We start from the raw sequence: 24,150 nt of genomic DNA on the forward strand, positions 1-24,150 counted from the left end.
GTTATGTAGTGACGCTAAGAACATCGGAGCCACGACCTCCTCTGCCCTATACACGGCATCATCCCTTTAATTTTTTATACAATCTTGTTAAAGGGTCTTCGTATCTAATGAGTAAACGAAACGGCAATGCTCCGAACCTATGTAATACCGTCAAAATTAGTAATTCTCGAAATCTGGTCATCCCTCCGAGATTACCAAGAGGAACAAATCTATTTATCAGATAAAGCTTAGAGACTCGACCGATCTCATTACCGGGCAGGTCAAACGATTTACTCACAAGCTGTTGTTTCATGTCATACCTATTTATTCTCGTAATCTATCCCGGATCAATCGCAAAAAGAATTTCAATCGAAGTAGCGGATTCCACCTGAGCATATTTCTGGAATTATCCCATAACGCTTTCCGGCCTTTTATTTTTTTATTACTTGGAGAGTGGTGACCATGAAAATCATCAAGGTGATGTTTATGCCTGATAGTAGCGACTTCATCAGCTTTTGGAAAGGCGAGGCGACTCACCAGCAAATAATGCAGCCACGGCTGAATATCCTTATACTTAAAGCCAAGGATACTTGCAGCAATACCATATTGACGGCTCCCCTCTTTTATGCCTTCTTGTAATTCTTTATAGAACTCGTCCTGCTCTTTCTCAGCCTTTCCCGTTGCATCATGCTGTTCACGAAATACGAGAGTAAAGCCTTCTGGAGTGAGTTGATAGCCATTTAGGGTCGGATGAGGCGCTCGACAAGCTTCTTCAAATAAATCCTGTGCATATAAGATGGTCGAACCTGCCAAGTTAAACCGATCACGGTCATACAGCATTCCGTGGATACAATTTTTATGGGTAGTGGGGTATTCTATGCCACGAGTTGCTCCTAAAAGATATCCTTGACATCGAGGAGTCTCCTTTCGGTGATTTACAGCCTCAAAGAAAAATCGTTGTATGGTACCAAGCCATCCTATATCCACCAACGCCACATGTTCATGTTCAAAAAAACTCTGCTCCTGCAAATATAACTGCAAAGCTTTATTGGCGTCAGTTGTTTGTCTTTTTACTTCTACCTGAAACTCGTCATCTTCAAGTAAGCGGTGAAACTGCTGAATATTTTGGGGAAGATACCCTTCATGATGATCAGAAAGGACAGTGTCCACCTGCAGATCAAAACGATGTAGGATTTCTGTAAAGCCTTCTGGCTTAAGACTGAAGACGCGACAAACATCACGAAAATCACGATTGCCAGTTGGGAGGAAAACTATATCCGCATTCTGCCGAATTAACCCCTGATGTGCACAACTTGCCCCAGCCAAAGCCATCCTGCTCACATACAGGTAACTCGTCTCCGGAACTGGCAGCTCTGGAAAAAGAAAGGGTACAATTTCATCCCAAACTTTTTTTAGCATCCAGCCTTCTCGGGAAAAAAAATACAACCGCTTAATACCCTGTCTGAGGCAGTCCTCGGCTACACCTTGGAGAAACCCTGCAAGTAAAGGTGCAAGGACGTTGTAGCCATAGACTCTCATTGGGGAGAATGCGTTGCTTTCCTTTTCCATGGGCAGCATCAACTGCTGGACGGTTCTCCCTTTCCAGAAAGGCTGCCCCTGCGAATAGTTATAATAACGTTTGACCACAGCCTTGCGAAATTTCTCGCTGCTATCTCGCAAAACGAGCGCTTTAATACCCTTTTCACTTGGCCGTAATCCATCGGAAAAAGGGTTATCTCCTACATGCAGCCAACTTTCATAGTGCAGATGATACCGGTCTTTTAAGAGAGGGAACGCCAATCCTGACGCTTTGGCTAAAAAAGAATCTGCTGAAGAAATAACCTCGTCGACACTATCAAGGAAACCAGCATGTTCGATTAACCTTTTCAAATGACTGGCAGGCAAATACACATCAGAAAGTACATAGATTTTCTTTCCCTGCGCATGCAAAGCAGAGAGCCACTCCACCACTTCTGCTCGAGGTACAAGCATGCTGTTTTCCATCATCAGCTCATAATCAGTGACCTCTGACAAAAGGTCCGCATCAGCCTTTTTCTGAAAAATCTGCTTGAGTAATTCGCCCATAAACTGAGGATAACACGCTTCATGGTCCTCAAATCTTTTGCCTGTTTCCTGCCGCTGACCGGCTTCTATCTCATCTCGCAGTGTCTGTACCTGTGGCCAGGTCCAATCCAACCCATTGCGTTGTGCCTTATTGGCAACAAAACGGGCGACAGAAGGTTTAACAAGATCGGGATCATGGATACGCCTTACCAGTAGGGTATCAAAAAGATCAAAAGTTATGACCTCACATTGCTTTGCAAGCTGCTCTCCTTTCTTTAGAAAAGAGTCCAGAGTATAACAAGTTTGCCATTTCATAAAATACTCTAAGCCAAGCCCCTTAGACCACCGCTGCCCGTAGTCGGGCGTATACAATAAAAGCTAAAAAATAGATTAAGATAGCCACGACAAGAGTGATATTAAAGCCATAATATATCGACAATACAACGCTTGCCAATCCGCCGACAACCGTAAAAAGGCCATTCATCGCCCATGCCCATGCAATTGAGCCGTTAGGCTTATCGGCAATGGTAAGAATTCCAAGTGGAAAAGCCATCCCAAGAAAAAGGCCAACAGGAAAAATCAATCCAAAGGCTGCAAGAATTCTGACAATAGTTGGAGACTGTAAAAACAGTTCAAAATACTGCTGCTGTACCAGCAGCAATGCAATACTGCATATAAAGATACCTATAAAAGGCATATACCACAGCCTCTTCGGTGTTACGCCAAGCCTACCGGAAAGCAAGCTTCCCACACCAGACGCAAGCAAAACGGCAAAAACCACGGTTGAATATGTATAAAGAGGGTATCCAATCAATTTCATGAATATTTGAATAAACACCAGCTCAAAGATGATAAATCCGGCCCCTAAGCAGGAAAAATAAAGCAAACTGCTGATCTTCCCGTTCCATTTCTCTCTACCGGCTTTGGAAAACAACATGGGTATACCAATAAAGAGAAGGATAAAGAAAAGAGAAGCCCCACCAGTTACAAACAAATGGACAACATCACTTGGAATCCACCCATTTTTCAACTGAGAATTAAGAAGAGCCGCAGTTGAATAATTCATAAAATTATCAGGGTCGGCATCCAATTTTTTGATTGATTTCCTTAAAAAATTGAAATATGGCCGATTATCGGTAGATGCTTCCACCTGATAGGCTACGTTGTTTGCAGTAGCTGCTGTCAGATTGCCATTAAAGAATTCAGCTGAGAGCATATTGGTTGAAGGATCAAGAGGGTTGACCACTAACTTAAAAACATGGGAAAAGTATGATTGTACTTGTTGGACTTCTTCAGGAGTCCACGGACTCTCTTTGATCATCATTGTAGGCAGATTATCCTGAAAGCCTTCCTTTACAGCCTCTATCACAAGGACATGTTTTTGAAAATCACTCCGACCTAGCCTTTTCCATGCAAGGGCTGCGGTGCTTATCATTTTGGGATAAACATGATGATTTACGTGGAGGATGCCGTCAGCCTTTAAATGAGTTAAATATTCTTGATAGGCTTCTGCTGTCTGAAGATACGTGGTAGCCATTGCTCCTGTGCCGGCAGCAATACTTGAGCTCGTATGATTACTGAAAATCTGGATTATATCGTATTTCTTATCTGTTGAACGAAGAAAGCTTCTCCCTTCCCCCTTTTGAGCATTCACTTTTGGGTTATTAAAAATGCCTCCATTATACTTGGCATATTTTGTTTTCCCGAGGTCTACAACGTAGCCTACGAGTTCTACGGCATCAACATGGGACGCACCGAAAGTGAGGGCTGCTTTTATTTCTGAACCGCCTGCGGCTCCGATGACAAGTACATCCTGATCAGTATCCTGTTTCAGTGCGTGAGAAACATAGACAAAACTGCCGTAGAAATGATACCCCCTGCCCTTCTTTATATCCTCACGAAGTTTTACAAAGTTACCATCAAAAGGAATAATATAAGTAGACTGAGACCCTCCATCATAGGCAACATGCTTCATTTTACCAAAATCAATTACATCAATTTTTGATATAGGGTCCCAATGTGAATCTTCTATAAGATTCTTCTCCATGGCCGACTTGACACCACGTTTACTAACGTGTGATTTAAATTCGAAATAATCACTCTTTAAAAATGGAACAAGGGCAACAACAACAGCCAAAACATACGCTGCAATGGAGAAACTTTTCTTAGCGGAAAAACACCCTGAGGCAACGAGACCCAAGCCGGCTGAAAGGAACAGAATCCCTCCTGGACCGATGGGAGGCAAAAAAGGTATGAGCAGCAGGCACCCGATTGCAGCACCTGTCAAATCCCAACAATATAATTTTTGTATTCTCCCCGCATAAGCAGAAAAGACAGTAGTAAAAATCAGGCCTGCCAGGAAAAAAGGCATCACCAAGAAGAAATACATGATGAGAAAATAGCCACTTGCCTGCAGAGGATCTGAGTACAAAAGATTAAAATCCAAAGGCAGCAGGTTCAAGGCAGGCAGGATCAGCAAACTGAAAACAGCAAACAGAAAGGCCAGAACGGAAAGATACCTGTTGATATCTGTAGTTTTCTTTATCGGGCGCAATGAGCAATAGACCCCTGAAAGTCCAAAGCAAAACATGGCAAGTGTAATAATCATATACGCCATGTTCGAATACCAGATAACATCAAAAACACGCACCAACGTTAACTCAAGCATGAGTGTTGTCGCTGCAATACAAAGAAGACCAGCACCAATTTTCAACATATTTTATTATCCTTTGGCAAGGTTCAAGACCTTGTTACTTTAACCAATTTAATTCTAAGTAAAGTATTTCCGCTTCACGCTGCGGAGCAAGCTAACACCTTGCTGTTTGATTCCCCTTTCTTCAACTGGAGGGGTGAGCTGAGCTCGCACATCAGCTAGTTCCTGTTCCAGTTCAACTAATCGCTCAGAACCTGCTGCAACTAAAGCACGTAATTCTTCGGGCACTCCAGCCAGTAAATATTTTTTTATGACATGCTGATCCTGTTCTCTGCCGAGAATTGCGGCTTCACTCAATGTATTACCGCTATGGATTCTATAAGAGAGTAACTGTTGATCATGGAGATAAAGAACCTGGTTAGGAAATTCGAGCATAACTCTAAATATATAATCATAGTCATGCAGATACCTGAGTGAGCAAAATTGCCCGACCTTTTCAGCAGCCTCTCGGGTAAGAAACAGATTAGAGGTGGTTACCATGAAGTTACCCTTGAGAAACGCGGTGTACAGATCTCCACTTTGGAAATAAAAATGTCTATTTTTCTGATGCCACTGGTTCCATCCAAAATTGGGGTCGGAAAAAATGTTACCAAAATCATCAATTGGGATGACATCGGTAAAAAGGCAGTGTGCACCGCTCCTTTGTTGAGCTTGAATTAAAATTTCCAGCCTTTCATCAGCATAGACATCATCAGAATTCAAAATCGCAACATACTCACCACTCACCATTTCCAAGCCACGGTTTAGGGCATTAAATGCATCTTGATTTTCCTGGTAGATGTATAGAAGACGTGGATCCTCTATACGCTTAAGGATATCACCTGTTGAATCTGTTGAGCCATCATCAATGACTATCAACTCAAAATTCTGGTGGGTCTGTTGAAGAACACTGTTTATAGTTTGCTGTATAAATAGCTCGTGATTATATGCGGGGATAACCACGGAAACCTTGGTACTCATGTCAGCAGCAATACCTAGTTGGTTGAGAAGGAAAGAATGCTAGAATCTGTCTAGCTATTTTCATATCATTTAAAAAAGGTTACAAGCCTACTGTATTGTAAAGGCTCATACAAGTGGAAAAAATCGATAGCCTCTTCGAGTGAGCACGTTACCGCCTCCCCAAGTGTCGATCCGAATGTACCTCTACATCAGAAATCCATACAGAGTCGAGCCCGCCATCTGAAACAGTAAAAACCATTTCAGTTCCCTCCTCGGGGGGGAGTTCAAAATAATAGTCTGACGCTGTCACTTCAAAACGATGCTCCCATTGGCCCACGATCGCACCATTCTCACCTAGCAACTTTAAATGCAATCGAGCGTCTTTCGCTATCTCATTAAAACGTATCCTTGCCGTCCGGACTTCACCCAACCCCGGCGCAGACAACTCTTTAAATTTCAAAGTTAAACCTTGAGTGTCGTGTAACAAAGCTTGTTGTTCTTGAGTGAATTCGTAATGGACAAGAGTGTTGTCAGCACAGTCGGCAAACTTACCTCGCAAATAACTCTCTTTAAAACCAGGAGGATTCTCAGGTGGCGGCCTCAAAATAAACATGTTGAGAATTTCTTGAATAACAATATCCGGCTGTTCATAAAAAAAGATTTTTTGTGGGAAATTCACGACTGTACGATAATTAAGAACTCGCTGGGCATTAGCACTGAAAAAGTAGACACACTTTTCAAGAAATGAATCACCAAGCAGCGCTAATGATCGTATAGGTGCTTGCGGATTTAAAATCATGCGAATGTCCATGGATGAGCCGTCAGCAGCAATAATTTTTCGTTTCGGCGGATACACATCATAGATACCTCCTGGAGGAATATCAACGGCCGCATCATACAACCCGCCTTTTTCCGGGACAAAAGTAATATAATGTTCGTTTTTATGCATAAACACCGGAAGTCCGATCATATCCATAAACCGATGATGGGCCCAATGCCTATCGATCTTTAATGAAAAATCAGTGTACGCAGGTAATGGAAAGCTGTATTGCGGGAAAAATCCCTTGAGTTCTTTTACGATTGCATCGTACACAATGTACGCACCATAAAAGTTCCAGTGAAAATCTGTTTTGTAAAAAAGATCAGGATATTCCCGTTCCTTTTTTGCTGCAAGAAGAGGAGGAAGAACGTCGATAAACGGGAGATCAGTGAATTTTTTAAGATACCCAGACAACTGTTCATATCGTGTCCGTCCCTTGATATTTTGCAATTTATCCGGCAAAAACTCTGGATAAACAAATGCCTTTGTTGGGGCTAGCACAAAGACATAGTTACTCCCTTTTTCCTTCAACCAGTACCGTCTTTCCTCAAGTGTTCTTTTCCATTTTCGCAACTCTGCGTCACTAAATGGAATTTGCCCCATGTAATCAGCAATATTGTCAAAATTTTCGACAACACCTTTCTCAACTTTCCGCGCTCCCCATCCCTCGAAAAAATACCCATTTTTTCCAACAGCCACATTACTATTAGGAGAAACACCAAGAATATAAATTTTTATAAGGGCGTCAAGATGAACGAAAAATTTAGGAAGGGTAAAATGCTGTTTAACATATAATTCGTAGGTTCCTGGAAATTGCTTTACAAAATTCGTCAACCGATGACCACTAGATTGCTGGTCCTGCAAAATATGGCGTGAAACGTCTTGAACACTTTTCCTAAAAAAATCTAATTGGGTAACAGCTGGATAAATCAAAATAGCCAGAAAAAGAAACACAAGGCCACAGCGGAAAAATGACCGTGGCAGCAGCCTTGCTAAAAAATGCCTCAATAACACTGCGACAATACTACAAGCCCCAGAAACAAGAACAATTCTTGTGGTCAAGCTCTGCCATTGCCCCGAAGTAAAGTCAGCTACTATTTTAGAACTAATACAACAAAGAAAAAACAACGTAGTTCCAATCGCAAAGAAGAGACTACCCCTTGTGATATATGGCTTTTCGGTCAACGTTTTTAAAAATTTCATTAAAAACGGAAATAAAGAAATGGATTATACGCTCCCCCCATAATGGAAGCGATAGAATAGAGGAAAATTCCGGCCAGAGCAAAAAACTCTCCCGCTACAACAACTGTTTGCCCAATAGATGCCGCTCCTGTTCCACTTCTCAGTGACCTTTCTAGATACGCATACAGATTTTTTGTCGTTGGGGTAGCCCCTACAACAGCGAGAACAAAAATAAGATAATATTCCTGGTTCATGTTCAAGAAAAGTTGGGAGTTATACATTGACGGCGTTGAAAAGGTCACCATTGCCTTCAGGTAGCCTAAAGCGTAAGAAAATGACTCAGCTCGGAAAAACACCCACCCAACAATAACGACAAGCAGCACATACATATGGACGACTGCCCTCGGAAGTATTTGCAAGAGACGCGTAACAGGTCGCCACCTCTCGATTATAAGAAAGCTCCCGTGATACAGCCCCCAAACAACAAAGGTCCAGCTCGCTCCATGCCAAAGACCACATAAAAAAAAGACAAGAATAAGATTGACATATGTCCTTGCAGTAGACTTTCTACTTCCCCCTAAGGGAATGTACAAATAGTCACGAAACCATGAGGAGAGTGAGATGTGCCAACGCCGCCAGAAGTCTTTGATGGAAGAAGCAAAATATGGATAGTTAAAATTTTCAAGAAATTTAAACCCAAAAATCCTGCCTAACCCTATGGCCATATCTGAATAGCCTGAAAAATCATAATAAATTTGCAAAGAATAGGAAATCGCTCCCATCCAGGCAAGATAAGGGGGGATGGTTTCGGCGGGCAAAGAAAAAATATAGTCTGCAGTACGCCCCATGACGTTAGCTATCAACACTTTTTTCCCCAAGCCAATAATAAAGCGCTGAATACCGGCAACCACATCAGGGGAGCGAACTACTCTGTTGGTAATCTGGTTGGCTATGTCATGATAGCGTACAATCGGCCCGGCTATCAATTGCGGGAAAAGCGATATATATAGGGCTATATTTATAGGATTTTTTTGAACTTTCGCCTCTTTCCTATAGACATCAATAACATAAGACATTGCCTGAAAGGTGAAAAAAGAAATACCAATGGGTAAATGAACGTCACTTATTTGGATCGGCTGCTGCTGCATGAATAAAAGCAGTCGATTAATGTTCTCCACAGCAAAATTACAGTACTTAAAAAAAGCCAGTAATCCAAGGTTTGCTGCAATAGCCAGAGTTAAAGCGATTTTGCCGGTCTTACCAGACTCCTGGGACTTGCCAATACTCAAACCAAATAAATAATTAAGCCCGATGGAAAACAGCATCAGCAAAACAAAAATATTTTCCCCCCAGGCATAGAAAAGAAGGCTGGCCAGCAAAAGAATGCTGTTTCGCCCTTTAGTGCCTGTAAGAAAATATACAACCAATACCAACGGCAGGAAAAAAAACAAAAAAATAGTTGAACTAAATACCATTGAAGCTCATCTACACCGTTAATATTTTACGCCGTTTGCCGACTGACTAAGAGTTTCACTTACAGAGGCAGGATCTCGCTGTTCGATGTAGAGTTGGTGCCAAACTTCCATATTCAAAAGCATCCAGAGCCGAACATGGTTGTCCTCCTTGTTGTTGCGATGGTCTTCAACTAAAGAGCTCACATAATCTTTTTGAAACAGCCCTTCTCGGACAAAAAAGGAGTTCTCTAGCTGGTCGCGAACAAATGGATACAACTCATTTCGAAACCAATAGGCAACCGGAAACATAAAGCCTTGTTTCTGCCTACTGGTAATCTCCTTAGGCAGCTTCCTTTCGGCAAACTTACGCAAAATATATTTTAGCTGCCTCCCTTTAATCTTGATATTACTAGGAAACCTTGCCAAATATTCGACTAATTCATGGTCAAGAAAAGGTGAGCGTGCCTCAAGACTGAAAGCCATATTCATCCGATCGGTCAACATCAGTGTATGTTCTGACAGGCGAGTCATAAAATCGGCATAAAGCATTTTGTCTATTGAGTCTGTGGCGTTAGGTTTGTTATAATGCTCAACAATCACCTGATTTGAATCAATGTCAGCCAGTTTGCCCCACAGTTTTTCTGAAAAAAGCTGCTGTTTCTGGGTATGACTAAACCGGAAGAAAGCTGTAGCCTCTGCATAACGCTCTCCTTCATCAAAGTCTGACAATTGATCCATCCATCGTAATTTCTGCACCAGACTTTTGTAAGTAAAGCTGTCTGGAATAGTATGAAAAAGTGGGTGTAAGAGCTTTTTCCGGACAAACGATGGAAGCATATTATAGTAATTGATATACCCCACTCCCATATACCTATCGAATCCGGCAAACAGTTCATCGCCACCGTCTCCACCCATAACTACCTTCACATGTTGTGAAGCTAGTTTGGCGGCCTGAAACATACAGGCTGCAATTGAGTCGGACGGCTCGTCGAGGTGCCATACCATTTGTGGCATAAGTTGGATGAGATTTGCAGAAACGACCTCTTCTACATGTTGGGTGTGAAAAGTATCCGCAACCACTTTAGCAAAAGGCAACTCATTAAAATCCTGTTCTTTTACACCAATAGCAAAAGTTTTAAACACATCCGGATGAGCCTCTGCCATCAAGGCAACCACCGTACTGGTATCCATGCCCCCGCTAAGAAAAGCACCGACAGGCACATCACTAATCAAATGCGAAGTAACTGCTCGTCCAAGTTGTTCTTCTAGACCGTCTAAAAAATCTGTTTCTGTGTGCTGCAGCTTGTCGGTAAAGGTAAGATCCCAGTACCTTTTTACAGTGATTTTATCTTCTTTAACGAGGAGTGTACTCCCTGCCGGTAGTTTTTGGATACCTTCAAACATGGTATGAGGAGCAGGTATAAAACGCAGGGAAAGGTAATGATGGATGGCTGTATAATTGATGTTTCTCTCAACATTATCAGCAGCAAGTATTGCTTTTACCTCCGAACCAAAAAGGAACTCACCATTGACGTGACGATAAAACAGCGGTTTTTGCCCGATACGGTCACGAGCAAGAAATAACTGTTTTTTATTATCATCCCAGATTGCAAAGGCAAACATCCCATTAAGCTTTTGGACACAATCTTGTCCCATTTCCTCATAGAGATGAACAATAACCTCAGTATCTGTATTGGTGCTGAATTGGTGGCCTTTCGAAAGCAGTTCTTTTTTTATTTCAGGAAAATTATAGATCTCACCGTTAAATACAATCCATATGGTTTGGTCTTCATTGGAGATGGGCTGCTTTCCAGAGGCCAAGTCGATAATGCTCAACCGCCTGTGGCCCAAGCCCACTTTACCCTGCACCCAGTACCCTTCATCATCAGGGCCTCTGTGAGCAATGGAACGTGCCATACTCTGCAGCTCGAGTAAAGAAACATTGGATCTGCCTAATTTACCAACAATACCACACATATTTTATTCCGATTATCCCAAACACTTTGAGCAAAAACATTAAAAAGAGATGTACTTCGAACAATTCAGCATAGTCCAGCTTGAGGGTGAGGACTTAACAAACTGCTTTATGTCAGTCAACTGGAACTTTTAACGCAACTTACCATGGAAATGCCAAACATCAAAAAAATTTCATCAAAGCACCCCCGTCAACCCACCCAATTAGTCACGAATAGACAACGTACCATTTCTTATGCCTAAAACAGAAAAACCTTTTGCCCCCTCAACTAAACCATTGTTGATACGGTTAATCGCTTGACACTTCGACCCTTTTTGTTCATATTTCCCTGCCATTAAACACTCCCATTTACCGACATACCAATCATGCTATCTCAAAATATATTCGTTGATGCTCATGTACATATTCACGATCACTTTTCACTCAGCCGCCTTTTCCTGATTAGTTTACAAAATTTTCGAAAATATCATGATGCAAACATCACAGGCATAATGCATGGCTTTTTACTGCTAACAGAGTCATGCGGGGTAAACAAATTTGCTGATCTCAAAGAACATGGCGATCAATCAGGTAATTTTTCCATACACGATACAGGTGAAAGGGAAACCCTTAAAGTCACAACCCTGGGTGGACAAACGCTCTATGTAGTTGCAGGACGACAGATAGTCACAGCAGAGAAATTAGAAGTGCTTGCATTAGGTCTCGACGTAGAATACCCTGACGGCAATACTTTAAAAGAGACCCTTAAAGATCTCAACTCTACCAAATGCCTGCGTGTCCTCCCCTGGGGTGCGGGGAAATGGATAGGCAAAAGAGGCAAGATCATACAGTCACTTATCTCTACCTGGTCAGACGGACCGCTTTTTTTAGGTGACAATGGCAACCGTCCCTCTTGTTGGCCGTTACCACCAATATTTAGCGATGCTAAAACAAGAGGAATTTTCAACTTACCAGGCAGCGACCCGTTGCCATTCTCTGAACAGGAGAAAAAAGCAGGCAGTTTTGGCTTTAGCATTCCAGGAGAAGTTGACCCATCCAAGCCGTTTTCGTCGTTAAAGGAAGCCATCTTCTCCGCCCCAAATACTATTGACCCTTTTGGTACCCCCGAATCCTTACAGCCATTTATGAAACATCAAATCACAATGCAGATTGTCAAAAGGCGTCGATAATTCCTTCTTCCACAACCATTTCCAATTACCATGAAACTACTTGTCGTTGCACCACAACCTTTCTTTTCTCCGCGCGGAACCCCGTTCAGTGTCTATTACCGGACTCTTATAAGCGTAGAGTTGGGTTGTGAGATAGATTTCCTGACCTATGGACAGGGTGAGAATGTAGACATACCAAATGTACGTTTTTACCGTACTCCCCCTTTCAGTTTTTTAGGCCCCATTAAGCTTGGCCCGTCAGCTCTCAAACTGTTTCACGATATTTTCATTTTCTTTTGGATGCTCTGGCTGCTCATTCGCAATAAATATGACGTTGTCCATGTACATGAAGAAGCCGTTTTTTTCGCGACCTTTTTAAAACCTCTCTTCCGCTTTAAGCTCCTGTATGACATGCATTCAAGCCTTCCTCAGCAGCTCACTAACTTTAATTTTACAAAAAGCAAATTTCTCATCAATACCTTCCGCTGGTTGGAGGATAAAAGCTTAGCAAAAAGCGAAGCTATAATTACCATCTGCCCAGACCTTTTCGACTATGTCAACAAGGTCCTTCCTGGTAACAATAAAAACTTTCTTATTGAAAATTCTATCCTTGAACCGGTTCGTATAGCAGGCTGCTCCACGGGACAGAATGAAGAAGCTAGTGCTCTCCCTGTTGCAATACCAGCTACATTCAAACACATTGCCGTATATGCTGGGACTCTTGAATCGTATCAGGGAATAGATCTACTTATTGATGCGATACCGTTGATTAAAGAAAAAAATCCTGATATCGGTTTTGTCATTGTTGGGGGGACCCAAGAACAGGTTGAAAATTTCCAAAGGCAGGCCAATGCATTAAATGTAACAGACAATGTCATCTTCACAGGTCGAGTTACACAAAATATTGCCAGAGCATACAGTAATCTTGCTACAATCTTGCTCTCTCCACGAAGCAGCGGCACTAATACTCCATTAAAAATATACGAACAATTAGCATCCTCAATCCCTCTGGTAGCCACTGCAATATATTCCCACACCCAAGTGCTTACAGATGACGTAGCATTTTTAGTAGAACCAACGCCACAAGATATCGCCCGCGGTGTCCTGGAAGCAACGAATCCCAACGGTGCTGGTAAAGAAAAAGCGATTAATGCTCTCAATCTTTACAATAAAGAGTACGCCCGCCCGGTCTATGTTAAAAAGTTACAAACCGTTTTGGAGTACCTCTCCTAATGTGCGGCATAGCAGGCTTTGTTCGCTTTTGCGGCGAAAATAAAACATCGGACACCAACTGCTTAGAAGAAATGGTGCAAACTCTCTATCACAGAGGGCCGGATGAAAAAGGTTTAGCAATACACCACGGTGTAGCAATGGGAATGCGACGCCTGGCAATCATAGACCTCAGTGGTGGAACTCAGCCTATTTATAACGAAGACAAAAGCATCTGGACTGTTTTTAACGGTGAGATCTATAATTTTCCACAGCTAAAAAAAGAACTCCAGCAGTATGGGCATATTTTCCGTACTGACAGTGACACCGAAGTAATTGTTCATGGATACGAACAGTGGGGAGCTGATTTTGTAAAACGCCTTAACGGTATGTTTGCTATCGCTCTGCACGACATGAATAAAAAGTGTTTCATTCTAGCACGCGACCACCTGGGAATAAAACCCCTCTACTTCTCCTTTCAGAAAGACCGATTACTGTTTGGATCAGAAATCAAGGCATTACTTACTACGCCCTGGGTTCAACGATCTCTCAACATGGAAGCTCTTGCAGAGTTTCTGGCGTGGGAATATACTCCAGGTACAGCTACCCTCTTTAAGGATATAAAAAAGTTGCTGCCTGGGCAGTTGCTACACATAAACCTGAACGCACCCCAATGTTCACCAAAAAGTTTTTGGGACATTCCTCTTTCTTCTCCTCTATCACCATTTCTTTCTGAACATGAGTGGGAAGAAAAAATTCTCGCCCAGGTTCAAGCATCCACCCAGATGCAAATGATCAGCGATGTTCCGCTTGGTGCCTTTTTATCAGGTGGTGTCGACTCCTCACTCATTGCCGCATGCATGGGGAAAGTCCAAACATTCAGCATAGGCTTTGATGACCCCACATACAACGAACTTACGTGGGCAAGAAAAGTCGCAGATCATATAGGCGTTGAACATAGAGACGAGATAATCCGCCCTGATATTGTCAGCCTTTTTGATCAACTGATGCACTTTATGGATGATCCTATTGGTGATTTCTCTATTTTCCCGACCTTTCTCGTCTCTCAGCTTGCGAGACGTCATGTAACGGTTGCCTTGAGTGGTGACGGTGGAGATGAGCTTTTTGCAGGGTATGAAAGCTACCTTGCTCAAGAAAAAGCCCGCATATACCAGCGAATCCCTGCCTGGATGCGCCAAAGCCTTATTGAACCGATTATTTCCGGCCTCAAACCAAGCCCGCAAAAAAAAGGCCTGGTAAACAAAGCAAAAAGGTTCATTGAGGGTGCTGCCTACCCAGAATCCCTCTCTCATGCGAGATGGCGACTTTTTGTCAGCGACACCCTAAGAGAAAATTTACTTTCCCCTGATGCTCTGCAACAGGTGAAAAATCCTGCAGCACACCATATTGAACAACTTTTTCAACAGGCCGGCAACAGGGGAGAACTTGACCAAAGTCTCTATGTTGATGTCAAGAGCTACCTCAGCGACAATATACTCACAAAAGTGGACCGTATGTCCATGGCTGTCAGCTTGGAAACGAGAGTCCCTTTACTGGACAAAGACCTTGTTGAGATGGCCTTTCAGGTACCTGAAAACTTCAAACTTTCAGGCAATGAAACCAAATCCATATTAAAAAAGGTTGCCAGTCGACTAGTACCCAAAGAGTGTATCTATCGTCCCAAAGAAGGCTTTTCGATTCCTATAAAACATTGGCTGAATACTGAGTTCAAGCCATTAATGGACGAACACCTCAATAAACAATCAATTGACCAGGGCGGCATTTTCCAATGGCCGACAATTAAACGTCTTAAACAGGAGCATAGCTCCGGACAAGCCAACCACAGTCATATTCTCTGGGCACTTATCGTTTTCCATGACTGGAACAAACGTTGGTGTTGACCATGATAAACCAACTACTGTAACCAACTTCCCTCCAACCCTTTTAGCAACTCCATTATGGCTACTATCACTAGAGAACCACGCTTAGCAACCCAGACTCATTATGACCTTATTATTATCGGAGGGGGTATATACGGCGTTGCGCTTGCCTACACAGCTTCTCAGATGGGGTTAACAAACCTGGTCATCGAAAAAAAAGATTTTGGATGGTCGACTACATACAACCATCTGCGAACAGTGCACGGAGGACTACGCTATCTCCAGACTCTTGATTTACACCGTTTCAAAGAATCTGTAGCAGAAAGACACTGGTTCCTCAAAGAATTTCCAGGCCTGGTTAGGCCTTTACCTTGTCTCATGCCTCTATACGGCAACGGTCCGTACCGACCATCTGTTTTTAAGATGGCTCTTCTTGCTAACGATTTCCTCTCTCGAAAAAGAAATGAGTCTGTTGCACCCGGCCAAGAACTGAATAATGGCCAAGTTATATCTCCTGAACAAGTAGTTAATTTTTTCCCACAGGTAGACCGTGAAGGTTTAAAGGGTGGAGCAGTTTGGTATGATGGAGGCATGCCATTTTCTCAACTGCTTATTATGGAAATGCTTCAGAGAGCATGCGCCAATAAAACCACAGCCCTTAATTACATGGAAGCTGAAGACATCGTTGCCAGCAAGCAAAAGGTATGCGGAGTCAAATGCCGTGACCAAGAAACCGGTGCTTTTTTAGAATTTAAAAGTCCTCGCATCGTTAATGCGACAGGTCCCTGGTGCAGAGATCTTGCTGCCAAATTTCATGATGACGACCCAGATCTTTTCAAGTATTCCATAGCCTGGAACGTTCTTTTTGATCGTCCTGCACTTTCAGACCATTCTTTAGCCATCAAGCCCAAGCGTCCCAACAGCAGCATGTACTTTGTGCACGGTTTTAACGGGAGACTCATGGGAGGCACTATCCATTCCCCTTGGGATAAGGTATGTGATAATCCTCAACCGTCATTACAGGATGTTGCAGCGTACATAGATGACCTTAATTTGACTGTCCCAGGTCTAAAGTTAAAACAGAAAGATGTCCTTCAAATCTATTCCGGCCTGCTACCGGCTCAAGAACAGGGTACCGCTAAACTCGCAAATCGCCCAATCATTAAGGATCATGGCGCATCCGGCGGTCCTCAAGGAATATATACTGTCTCCGGCGTTAAATTCACAACAGCCAGGCTCGTTGCAGAGCAGGCCTTGCGCACAATTTTCCCTCATTTCAAAAAAGATGCGGCTCAACCGGACTTTGCCTCATCTATTCAATCACCGGCGGAACCAGATGGGCTTTTCAGCTATGACTGGTATCCAGAAGCAGGTGATGAGCAATGGCAAGAAAGACTCAGCCGCATCATATGTAACCAATCCGTACACCATCTTGAAGATCTTATACTTCGCAGGACTACCCTTGGTGACAATCCCCACAGGGCACTCGACATCGCTCCACGGATTACGGCTCTTTTTCCATGGGACGCAGAACGGAAAAAACAGGAATTAGAAAACATGACGACCTATTTTCAGTCGAGAAACACAAAAAGTTATGGCTCGTAAAGTTAATTTCCCCTTTTTTTCTTAAAAAGCATCCACACTCTCTAAACTCCTTCTAGCTTTTTCTTTACGACAATGTTTGCCTTCTATTACGGTGATATGTTAGCAATACTGACTACATTGTTATTTTTTTCGATAAAAATATCGCCTTTATCCACTCTTTAAACCTTATTCTATTAAATGAGCGCAGCAATGACGGATACACTTCCTTGGCAAATTCGCATGTTTCGAAAAACACTCAAGAAACAAATGCGGTTACGTGAGCTGACAAATCTTTTAACCCCCATTCAAAACGATGAAAAATGTCTTTTAGTCACATGCGGTGATAACAATGGAGCAATGAACTATTACCTCCGGGAACTTGGCGGTAAATGGTCATGGGCAGAGCTTGAGGAACAGTCGCTTGAAGAGATGAAAGAACTACTTCAAGAAGATGTCCTTCGAGGCAGCTATGAAAAACTCGACTATGAAGACCAATATTTTGACCGTGTTGTTTCCATAGATTGCCTGGAACATATTGAGGACCCTGTACTTTTCACAAATGAACTCCACCGCATCACAAAAATTGGTGGACGGGTTATTATAACAATTCCAGGGGGGGATCAAAGTAAGGTTGTCAATAAACTTAAAAACGTAGTTGGTATGACCAAAGAATCATATGGTCATATCCGTGACGGCTTGACCGTTGCCGAGCTTCAACCTATCATGAAAAATGCAGGATACACACCGTTAAAAAATGTCACCTTCTCACGTTTCTTCACTGAGATGGTCGAACTCATCATCAACGTCCTGTATGTGAAAATACTTTCTAAAAAATCGGAAGCTAAAGTCGAAGAAGGGACTATTGCCCCGGCGACCAAGGATCAATTGAAATCAGTTGAAAAGTCCTACAAAATGTATGCGATTGCCTATCCATTTTTCAAGGCGATTTCTTCATTGGATGTTCTACTGTCCTGGTCGGAAGGTTACGTAACAATGACAGAGGGGAAACGGGATGCCTGATGAGGTTAAAAAAATTCTAGTGACTGGTGCCGGCGGTTTTCTTGGGTATCACATGGCCAACTTTCTCAGTGATCAAGGATACACCGTTACAGGGATGGACGTTCATTTTCCAGAAACCACACCCGACGGAAGCAAGCCGCGATTTCAAACTGTTCATTCAGACTTCAGAAAATGGGAGGTTACCAAAAAAGCCCTTGAAGGTGCTGACATAGTTTATCACTTTGCAAGTGCTCACCTGCAGATCAGCCTCGATGAGGCTGAGTACTGGGATATTAATGTCCGCAGCATGCCAACCTTGCTCAAAGCAGCCAAAGCAGCAGGATGCAAACGGTTCATCCATGTAAGTTCTGTGGGGGCCTATGGAAAACTTACAGAAATTCCTGCAAACGAAGAAACCGTTTGTCACCCCCAATCCACCTATGGAGAAACAAAACTGGCCGGCGAGCAGGAAGTTATTTCCACCTGCAAGGAACTGGACTTACCGTTTGTCATCCTGAGACCGGCATGGATATACGGACTGGGGTGTCCCCGCACAGCAAAACTACATCGCATGCTTAAGAAAAAACGTTTCATTATGATTGGCAAAGGCCTCAATAAAAGGCATCCGATGTATATAAAAGATATGCTGAAGGCATTCCGGCTTGCCATGGATAGTGACCCGGCCCTTGGTGAAACGATGATAATAGGCGGAGATCAGATTATTACCACCAAAGAGCTCGTCGAAACCTTTTCCAATAAACTTCATATTCCAGGGCCGCTCATTACCCTTCCCTATCAGGTTGGAGTAATTCTGGCAACTGTAGTAGAGACCCTGTTTGGGATCTTAGGCAAAGAACCGCCACTATCAAGAAGAACCCTCGAATTTTTTGACACAGACAATGGATTTGATGTCTCAAAATCAAAAAGACTACTCGCCTTTACACCGCAGTATTCTTTTAAAGAGGGTGTTGAAGACTACGCCGAGGAATTCAGCAGGTTGTAAACCGGGTCATACCAAAAAGCCAATCAAGGATATTGCGCAGATAATCAGACCAACGTGGTTTACCTGTAACCGTTTCCACATACCAGTTATCCACAAGTGTTGTCAGTTGTTCCATTGTAGAAGGGTTATAGAGGATCTGTCCGTTGCGAGCACTGACATTACAATTATGATCAGCCTTGTATAACGTCTTGTATTTTTTGGGAAAACTACTTTCTTTAGCATAACAACGCAAAAAATTCTTGTCAGCTGCAGGTTCCCTCTGTCCATCGATAAATAACACAGGTTTATGGTGCCAGCTCCTCAATTTTGGCCGCATGTGCACCATATCCCTCGCCAGAATACTCTCCAGCCATACCTCTTTTGTATACCAATCAGGAAAGGTTGCTCGTCCGTACTGTTGTTGGCCGATATGATGCGCCCAATGCCAAAAAAAATCACGATCCGGAGGATAGTGAAATCGTTCCCACACCCGCCGTGGCGGACCTACAAGGACAACAGTACTTACTTGATCGGACTCCATGCCTACCCTTAAAGCCGGATCGGCGCCCATGGAATGCCCTATCACCCCTATCTGGTCTGATTTAACCAAAGGAAGATCTGCCAAATAGGTGATGGCCGCACGGGTTTCCACCTCCAAATCAACCCTTCGAGCTACCTCCCCAGCAAAGGGATCTTCAGAATGACCGTAGCCTGCAAAGTCTATTGTCATCACCAAATACCCTTTTAAAGCCATTTCCTGCGCCATTACCTGATACAAAGGAAACATCTGACCTGCCGGATAATTCCCATGAAGAAGCAGTAATGCTGGTATTTTTCCTTTTGTGTCTTTTGCCCTATATACTCTCGCACTAATTTTCAACCCATCCTTTCTTTGAAAGGAAAGTGCCTGCCTGTCAAAATCTTTTTTATATGCTTGAATAACCTGGTTACCTTGGTCACCAATCAAAGATTTTTTTCCTACCACTTCCAACCAACAATACAGCCCTGCGCAACACCAGATAACAATCGCTAAAACTATACAGACGCAATGTGCCCATAATTTCCACAAGGTTGGTCGTGCAGACAATATTACCTCACGCTGCCCTCTCATATTGGCAAGATTCCATGAAAATCGAGATTGAAAAACCACCAGAGGGTACATCATAAAAACTAAGGCAAACACAAGCCCTGGAGAAACAGCAATGCTGGAAAGTAATGAACGGTTTACATTCACCAGAACCTGTGGATCGGGCTGTTGCCATGTTACGAGAGCACTCCCTTTACTATCAACTGTTAATAAGTTGATATCTCTCAATTCTTTGAGTTTATCTGGCTCTATAACAACAACTTCATCCTTGGTATCAACAAGAGCAAGGTGCTCTATGTTTACTTGATTTCCCTTACCCTCAAAATCTACTCTTAACTTACGCACTCGTGTGGATGGCAGGGAATAACGAATAGACTGGCTTTGAAACCCACCGCGGAGCTGCTGTTTTACACTGACTTGCTCTGAGAACCCACTGCCTGTATCAAAGAACACTTGAACAACCGTCGGAGAATCTGCGGCAGCTTGCAACAAAAGATAGGATTCTTGTTTAGGTGGGCTCAAAAAAACTGCGAGAATTAAAGCAATAGCAGTAGAGAGAAAAAAACACCACACGAGTGAAGGAGGATGAAGAAATAACTTATTTTTCATTGCACTAGTAAATAACACCGCCAGCTATTGACACAGTAAAAAATGTGCCCCAAAAGCGTTAATCACACTTTAGACATCTACTCACTGGTCTACCTAAATTTTTGAGATAAGCTGCACTTTAAACAAAACGATAGGTTTGAGAAATAAATATCTTTGCAGCACCCATGGTGATAGATGATTCGCGAGCAAGATTAATTAATTAAAGGGTGTTGCTAACAATATAACGTGAGTGAAAAAATCTCCCGGGGGGGGGGGGCATCGATGTAAAAACAGGCTAACCCGACTTCGCGATACAGCTCACTTAAAAGTCAGCCTCACGCTTAAGACAAGAACAGACGAGATGTTTACATAACAATACAAGGATATAAGGAAATAAACATTACTTGACCAACTGCTAGGAGTGACTACTAATTTTCTTCATATAACCGGGCCCCCAAAAACCTTATGAGGACCCAGTTAATCTATTAAAGGTTAATAGTAGATCGTTATAGATCTAGCGGAGCTACCTGGCTTAGCATAGACTTCCATCTTGTGGACGTCTTTATGATACGTGTAGTTGCCACCAGGCCTATAGCCCATCCCTCCTTGATTAACGTCTTTTTTCGTATCTGGAACGTACAGCACTTCGCCAGAGTCAAACACTATCTTAAGAGACGGTCCGTATTGTGGACCGAGTTTATCGGAAACAAACTTTGACCTGATCACACCATCGATATAAATGGGTCCGGTTCGGCTAATTGTTTCAGAGTTACTGCTTTCAGGCTCTTCTTCAGCTGCTTCATCTGCCCCAGTAACTCTTTCAATTTCTGCTTCTACGTCTTCAACAGCTGCTTGAAGAGTTGCTTCAAGACCACTCGTTGTTGCATGTGCTGGTAGAGAACCAAATTCTACCAGTGGTGTCGTCCATTTGTCAGGGATAACACTGCAACAGGCCAGCGCTGTAGATCCCACAGCAATTTTACGAACAATTTTCCTTCTCTTGTGATCTACTTCTGCCGATCTATCAAACAATACCTGCTCTTCTGTATACTCTTCTGGAACTGTTGGCACTTTGTCAACATTTCTACTCATCAGCTACCTCATGCATTAAAGGAATAGTCAATTTTTAAAGACCATACCAATCTACACAAAAAACACCAATAATCAAGGTATTTCGACATGTTAAAGAATACTTATTGAAACCATTGCCTTTTTCAACGATCCCACTTTGTAGTAGCAGAAGAATGCCAAAATGTTTTCGCCCAACGCCAAAGAGTACGAGGATGATCAACAAATCGAATTTTGTAATATTCAGGACCAGTTAAGCAACCATAGTACATCTGTACCCACCACTGTGAAGGCCATATTGTATCTTTGGCATATTCGACTAGGCCATGAGCAGAAGCTTCCTTTACCGCTCTTAACGGCCACCCTGCATAAGGTTTTCCCACATTATCTGGTTTTTTTTCGACATCCATGGATAGGGCTTCCTTCACTACAGGGTCCCAAGGAGTCAAAAAATGCAAGCGCGATAAAACAATAAATACCGAAGGGAAAACAACCCGGACTTTATCCCAGTCAATTAGTTCATAACACTGTTCAACAAGAGAGACGAGATCAGCAACATGTATCAGCCGGAATGGTTCGTACGTCAGCGGTGAGCGAAAACCATGCAAGTAAACATAATACAAGGTGTCTTCCAAGCTGAGACTAGAAGCACTGAACCCATTAATTGAAAAGTTCATTGCCGATTCTTTCAACTTTTCATAGGTCATCCATTGATGATGCAGTTGTTTGGGCAGCAATTCACGATGGATCTCAATAGATATCGGCAAACCTTGAACAACTTTGACCAAAGGTACAAGGTGGTGATGGTCATCCCCTATTGCCGGATGTGCAGCAGGCAAAAATCCGATTTTAAACAATAAGTGTTGCGCATGATCAACATCTTCTCTTTTAACCAGAATGTCTATATCCCGCATAGGTCGGTAACATGGATCTTGATAAATAACATGACCGAGAGCACTCCCTTTGAGTAGAAGCGATTCAACACCGTTTTCATGAAAAATCGTCAGGATTTCAATTAGAGTATTATTGCGGATTGCAGTAGACTTTTTCTGCCTCAGATAGAGGCTTTGGAGCAGACGCCTAGCGTGCAAAGGAAGAGTATAAGTTGTCGAAGCAAGATGCTTGTAAAGAAGAGGAGCTATACCCTGTCTTTCCGCTTCACAAATCAACTCTTCCCAATTCCACAATTCGCCATCAGCACTATCTAGAAGACCCGTTAATCTACGGTATATTTGATCATGGCCAACATCACGTGAACAGAGTGCAAGTATCGTACGAATCATGGGCTATGGATTTCACTTACGTCCAAGAGTGCTAAAAAGATCTTCGACCACTTTACCGAACTCATTAAAATTACTGTAAGTAATCTGATAAGCTGGTAACGATCGAGCCATATTAACTATTTCTCTAAACCCGTGCCCTTTCAAATTGCGAGCATTTGCACAACAAGCCATGAGCCGGGTACTAACCTGTGCTCCTGAAAGTTTCTCTAAGCGTGCTGGTATATCATTTTTATAGGTGGGGAATACTATCAAACCCGGTGACAGTGAAGAGACGGCATAATCAGCATTAAGGAGTCGATGAGGAACAATTGCCCCCCATTCATCTTTTAAAATAGTATGCTTAGGCCCGGTAATTTCGGCAATAATTGGTTCAACAGACCCTTGTTTCAAACAAATGGGCCGTGTAAAGGAAACAACTCTGGATAGATCACATTCATGCAAAAATACGAGTTCATCCGTAGCATAAGAAAACCCATGAGCAGTAAGCCAAGCAACAGCTGAACTTTTCCCTGCGCCACTCTCTCCAGGAAGTAAAATGAATTTCCCCTGGTAGGAGATAGCTCCAGCATGCAGGGCTATTCCACTATTGTTATAATTAAGCAGGTTAAAAATAACCACATCATAGAGAACCGCGGCCGCCTTTACCCCTAGAGTCCCTTCAAACAAAAGCCCTTTTGTTGAAAAAATCGCATACGTATTGGGCTCACTTCTACGAACAAATGTCAACTCTAATTCATACTCCTCAAAGAGCTGCGACGACAAGTCACTAAACAAAAAATCAATAAATGCAGCGACATCACCGGAATCATAACAAATTTTAACATGGCGTCCGGCAAAACCGACTCCGAATATCTGCATATGCACAAACTCCAACTGTTGAGATGCAATCAATCTTCCAAACAGGCAAGCCCATGGTCAACGAGCTGACCAACAACTTTAATTACATCTTTTTCTATGGTGGAGCTGTGATCAGGGTAAGCCTGTTTAAGCAGGTCTATAATATCGGCAACCCTATGAGTTCCATCGCATAATTCCCAAATCAACGCACCACTTTCATTCAGGTACAGTGATGTGGTCAAAGAAGGGTGATAGACCGTAATATCGTTATCAATTCGCTCTAATATGAAATCCGGCTTCAGGCAAACACGCTTGCAAACATCCATACAACCTCTACCTGTAGTATAGTTTAGTTTAAA

General features: G+C 42.7%; 18 protein-coding genes. 6 read left to right on the top strand and 12 right to left on the bottom strand.

Features of this window, described 5'->3' with window-relative positions; genetic code table 11:
- Positions 1 to 303: 303 nt before the first annotated feature.
- The 7 genes from JWH17_RS11255 to JWH17_RS24080 form a co-directional block, all read right to left on the bottom strand.
- Positions 304 to 2,358 carry an HAD family hydrolase gene (locus JWH17_RS11255; protein WP_205222721.1) on the bottom strand — a complete coding sequence of 685 codons (2,055 nt, stop codon included), beginning with the start codon at positions 2,356 to 2,358 and terminating at the stop codon, positions 304 to 306.
- 22 nt (positions 2,359 to 2,380) lie between these two features.
- A complete protein-coding gene (locus JWH17_RS11260; protein WP_205222722.1) occupies positions 2,381 to 4,759 on the bottom strand; it encodes a spermine/spermidine synthase domain-containing protein in 2,379 nt (792 codons plus the stop codon).
- A 54-nt stretch (positions 4,760 to 4,813) separates the two neighbouring features.
- Entirely contained in the window at positions 4,814 to 5,716 is a 903-nt protein-coding gene (locus JWH17_RS11265; RefSeq protein WP_205222723.1) for a glycosyltransferase family 2 protein, read from the bottom strand.
- A 148-nt stretch (positions 5,717 to 5,864) separates the two neighbouring features.
- Entirely contained in the window at positions 5,865 to 7,349 is a 1,485-nt protein-coding gene (locus JWH17_RS11270) for an alginate O-acetyltransferase AlgX-related protein (protein ID WP_205222724.1), read from the bottom strand.
- Between the two features lie 368 nt (positions 7,350 to 7,717).
- Positions 7,718 to 9,172: an MBOAT family O-acyltransferase gene (locus tag JWH17_RS11275; RefSeq protein WP_205222725.1), complete on the bottom strand. Its 1,455-nt coding sequence runs from the start codon at positions 9,170 to 9,172 to the stop codon at positions 7,718 to 7,720.
- 18 nt (positions 9,173 to 9,190) lie between these two features.
- A complete protein-coding gene (asnB, locus tag JWH17_RS11280; protein WP_205222726.1) occupies positions 9,191 to 11,128 on the bottom strand; it encodes an asparagine synthase (glutamine-hydrolyzing) in 1,938 nt (645 codons plus the stop codon).
- Positions 11,129 to 11,329: 201 nt separating this feature from the next.
- Complete coding sequence (locus JWH17_RS24080; protein WP_269755845.1) at positions 11,330 to 11,461, bottom strand: hypothetical protein; 132 nt, start codon at positions 11,459 to 11,461, stop codon at positions 11,330 to 11,332.
- A 156-nt stretch (positions 11,462 to 11,617) separates the two neighbouring features.
- On the opposite strand from JWH17_RS24080, the gene JWH17_RS11285 reads away from it, so the two are divergent.
- The 6 genes from JWH17_RS11285 to JWH17_RS11310 all read left to right on the top strand — a co-directional run bounded on the left by JWH17_RS11285 (position 11,618) and on the right by JWH17_RS11310 (position 18,949).
- Positions 11,618 to 12,295 carry a hypothetical protein gene (locus tag JWH17_RS11285; protein WP_205222727.1) on the top strand — a complete coding sequence of 226 codons (678 nt, stop codon included), beginning with the start codon at positions 11,618 to 11,620 and terminating at the stop codon, positions 12,293 to 12,295.
- Between the two features lie 30 nt (positions 12,296 to 12,325).
- Positions 12,326 to 13,507: a glycosyltransferase gene (locus JWH17_RS11290; protein WP_205222728.1), complete on the top strand. Its 1,182-nt coding sequence runs from the start codon at positions 12,326 to 12,328 to the stop codon at positions 13,505 to 13,507.
- Positions 13,507 to 15,384, top strand: coding sequence for an asparagine synthase (glutamine-hydrolyzing) (asnB, locus tag JWH17_RS11295; RefSeq protein WP_205222729.1), 1,878 nt, complete (start codon positions 13,507 to 13,509; stop codon positions 15,382 to 15,384). The genes JWH17_RS11290 and asnB (JWH17_RS11295) overlap by 1 nt, the downstream gene beginning before the upstream one ends.
- 57 nt (positions 15,385 to 15,441) lie before the next feature.
- Positions 15,442 to 16,968 carry an FAD-dependent oxidoreductase gene (locus tag JWH17_RS11300; RefSeq protein WP_205222730.1) on the top strand — a complete coding sequence of 509 codons (1,527 nt, stop codon included), beginning with the start codon at positions 15,442 to 15,444 and terminating at the stop codon, positions 16,966 to 16,968.
- A 189-nt stretch (positions 16,969 to 17,157) separates the two neighbouring features.
- Complete coding sequence (locus tag JWH17_RS11305; protein ID WP_205222731.1) at positions 17,158 to 17,967, top strand: class I SAM-dependent methyltransferase; 810 nt, start codon at positions 17,158 to 17,160, stop codon at positions 17,965 to 17,967.
- Entirely contained in the window at positions 17,960 to 18,949 is a 990-nt protein-coding gene (locus JWH17_RS11310; protein ID WP_205222732.1) for an NAD-dependent epimerase/dehydratase family protein, read from the top strand. Before JWH17_RS11305 ends, JWH17_RS11310 begins: the two co-directional genes overlap by 8 nt.
- On the opposite strand, the gene JWH17_RS11315 is transcribed toward JWH17_RS11310, so the two are convergent.
- The 5 genes from JWH17_RS11315 to JWH17_RS11335 all read right to left on the bottom strand — a co-directional run bounded on the left by JWH17_RS11315 (position 18,936) and on the right by JWH17_RS11335 (position 24,117).
- Entirely contained in the window at positions 18,936 to 20,537 is a 1,602-nt protein-coding gene (locus JWH17_RS11315) for an alpha/beta hydrolase (RefSeq protein WP_205222733.1), read from the bottom strand. The two genes, JWH17_RS11310 and JWH17_RS11315, sit on opposite strands and share 14 nt — an antisense overlap.
- A 558-nt stretch (positions 20,538 to 21,095) precedes the next feature.
- Entirely contained in the window at positions 21,096 to 21,695 is a 600-nt protein-coding gene (locus JWH17_RS11320; RefSeq protein WP_205222734.1) for a hypothetical protein, read from the bottom strand.
- 122 nt (positions 21,696 to 21,817) lie between these two features.
- The gene (locus tag JWH17_RS11325; protein ID WP_205222735.1) at positions 21,818 to 22,954 is read right to left on the bottom strand and encodes a nucleotidyltransferase domain-containing protein; all 1,137 of its coding nucleotides are present in this window, start codon (positions 22,952 to 22,954) and stop codon (positions 21,818 to 21,820) included.
- Between the two features lie 12 nt (positions 22,955 to 22,966).
- Positions 22,967 to 23,812 (bottom strand): hypothetical protein, encoded by an 846-nt coding sequence (locus tag JWH17_RS11330; RefSeq protein ID WP_205222736.1) that lies wholly within the window; start codon positions 23,810 to 23,812, stop codon positions 22,967 to 22,969.
- Between the two features lie 29 nt (positions 23,813 to 23,841).
- Positions 23,842 to 24,117, bottom strand: coding sequence for a PqqD family protein (locus JWH17_RS11335; RefSeq protein WP_205222737.1), 276 nt, complete (start codon positions 24,115 to 24,117; stop codon positions 23,842 to 23,844).
- Positions 24,118 to 24,150: the final 33 nt, after the last annotated feature.

The organism is Desulfogranum marinum (genome assembly GCF_016918565.1).
Classification (GTDB): Bacteria; Desulfobacterota; Desulfobulbia; order Desulfobulbales; family Desulfobulbaceae; genus Desulfogranum; species Desulfogranum marinum.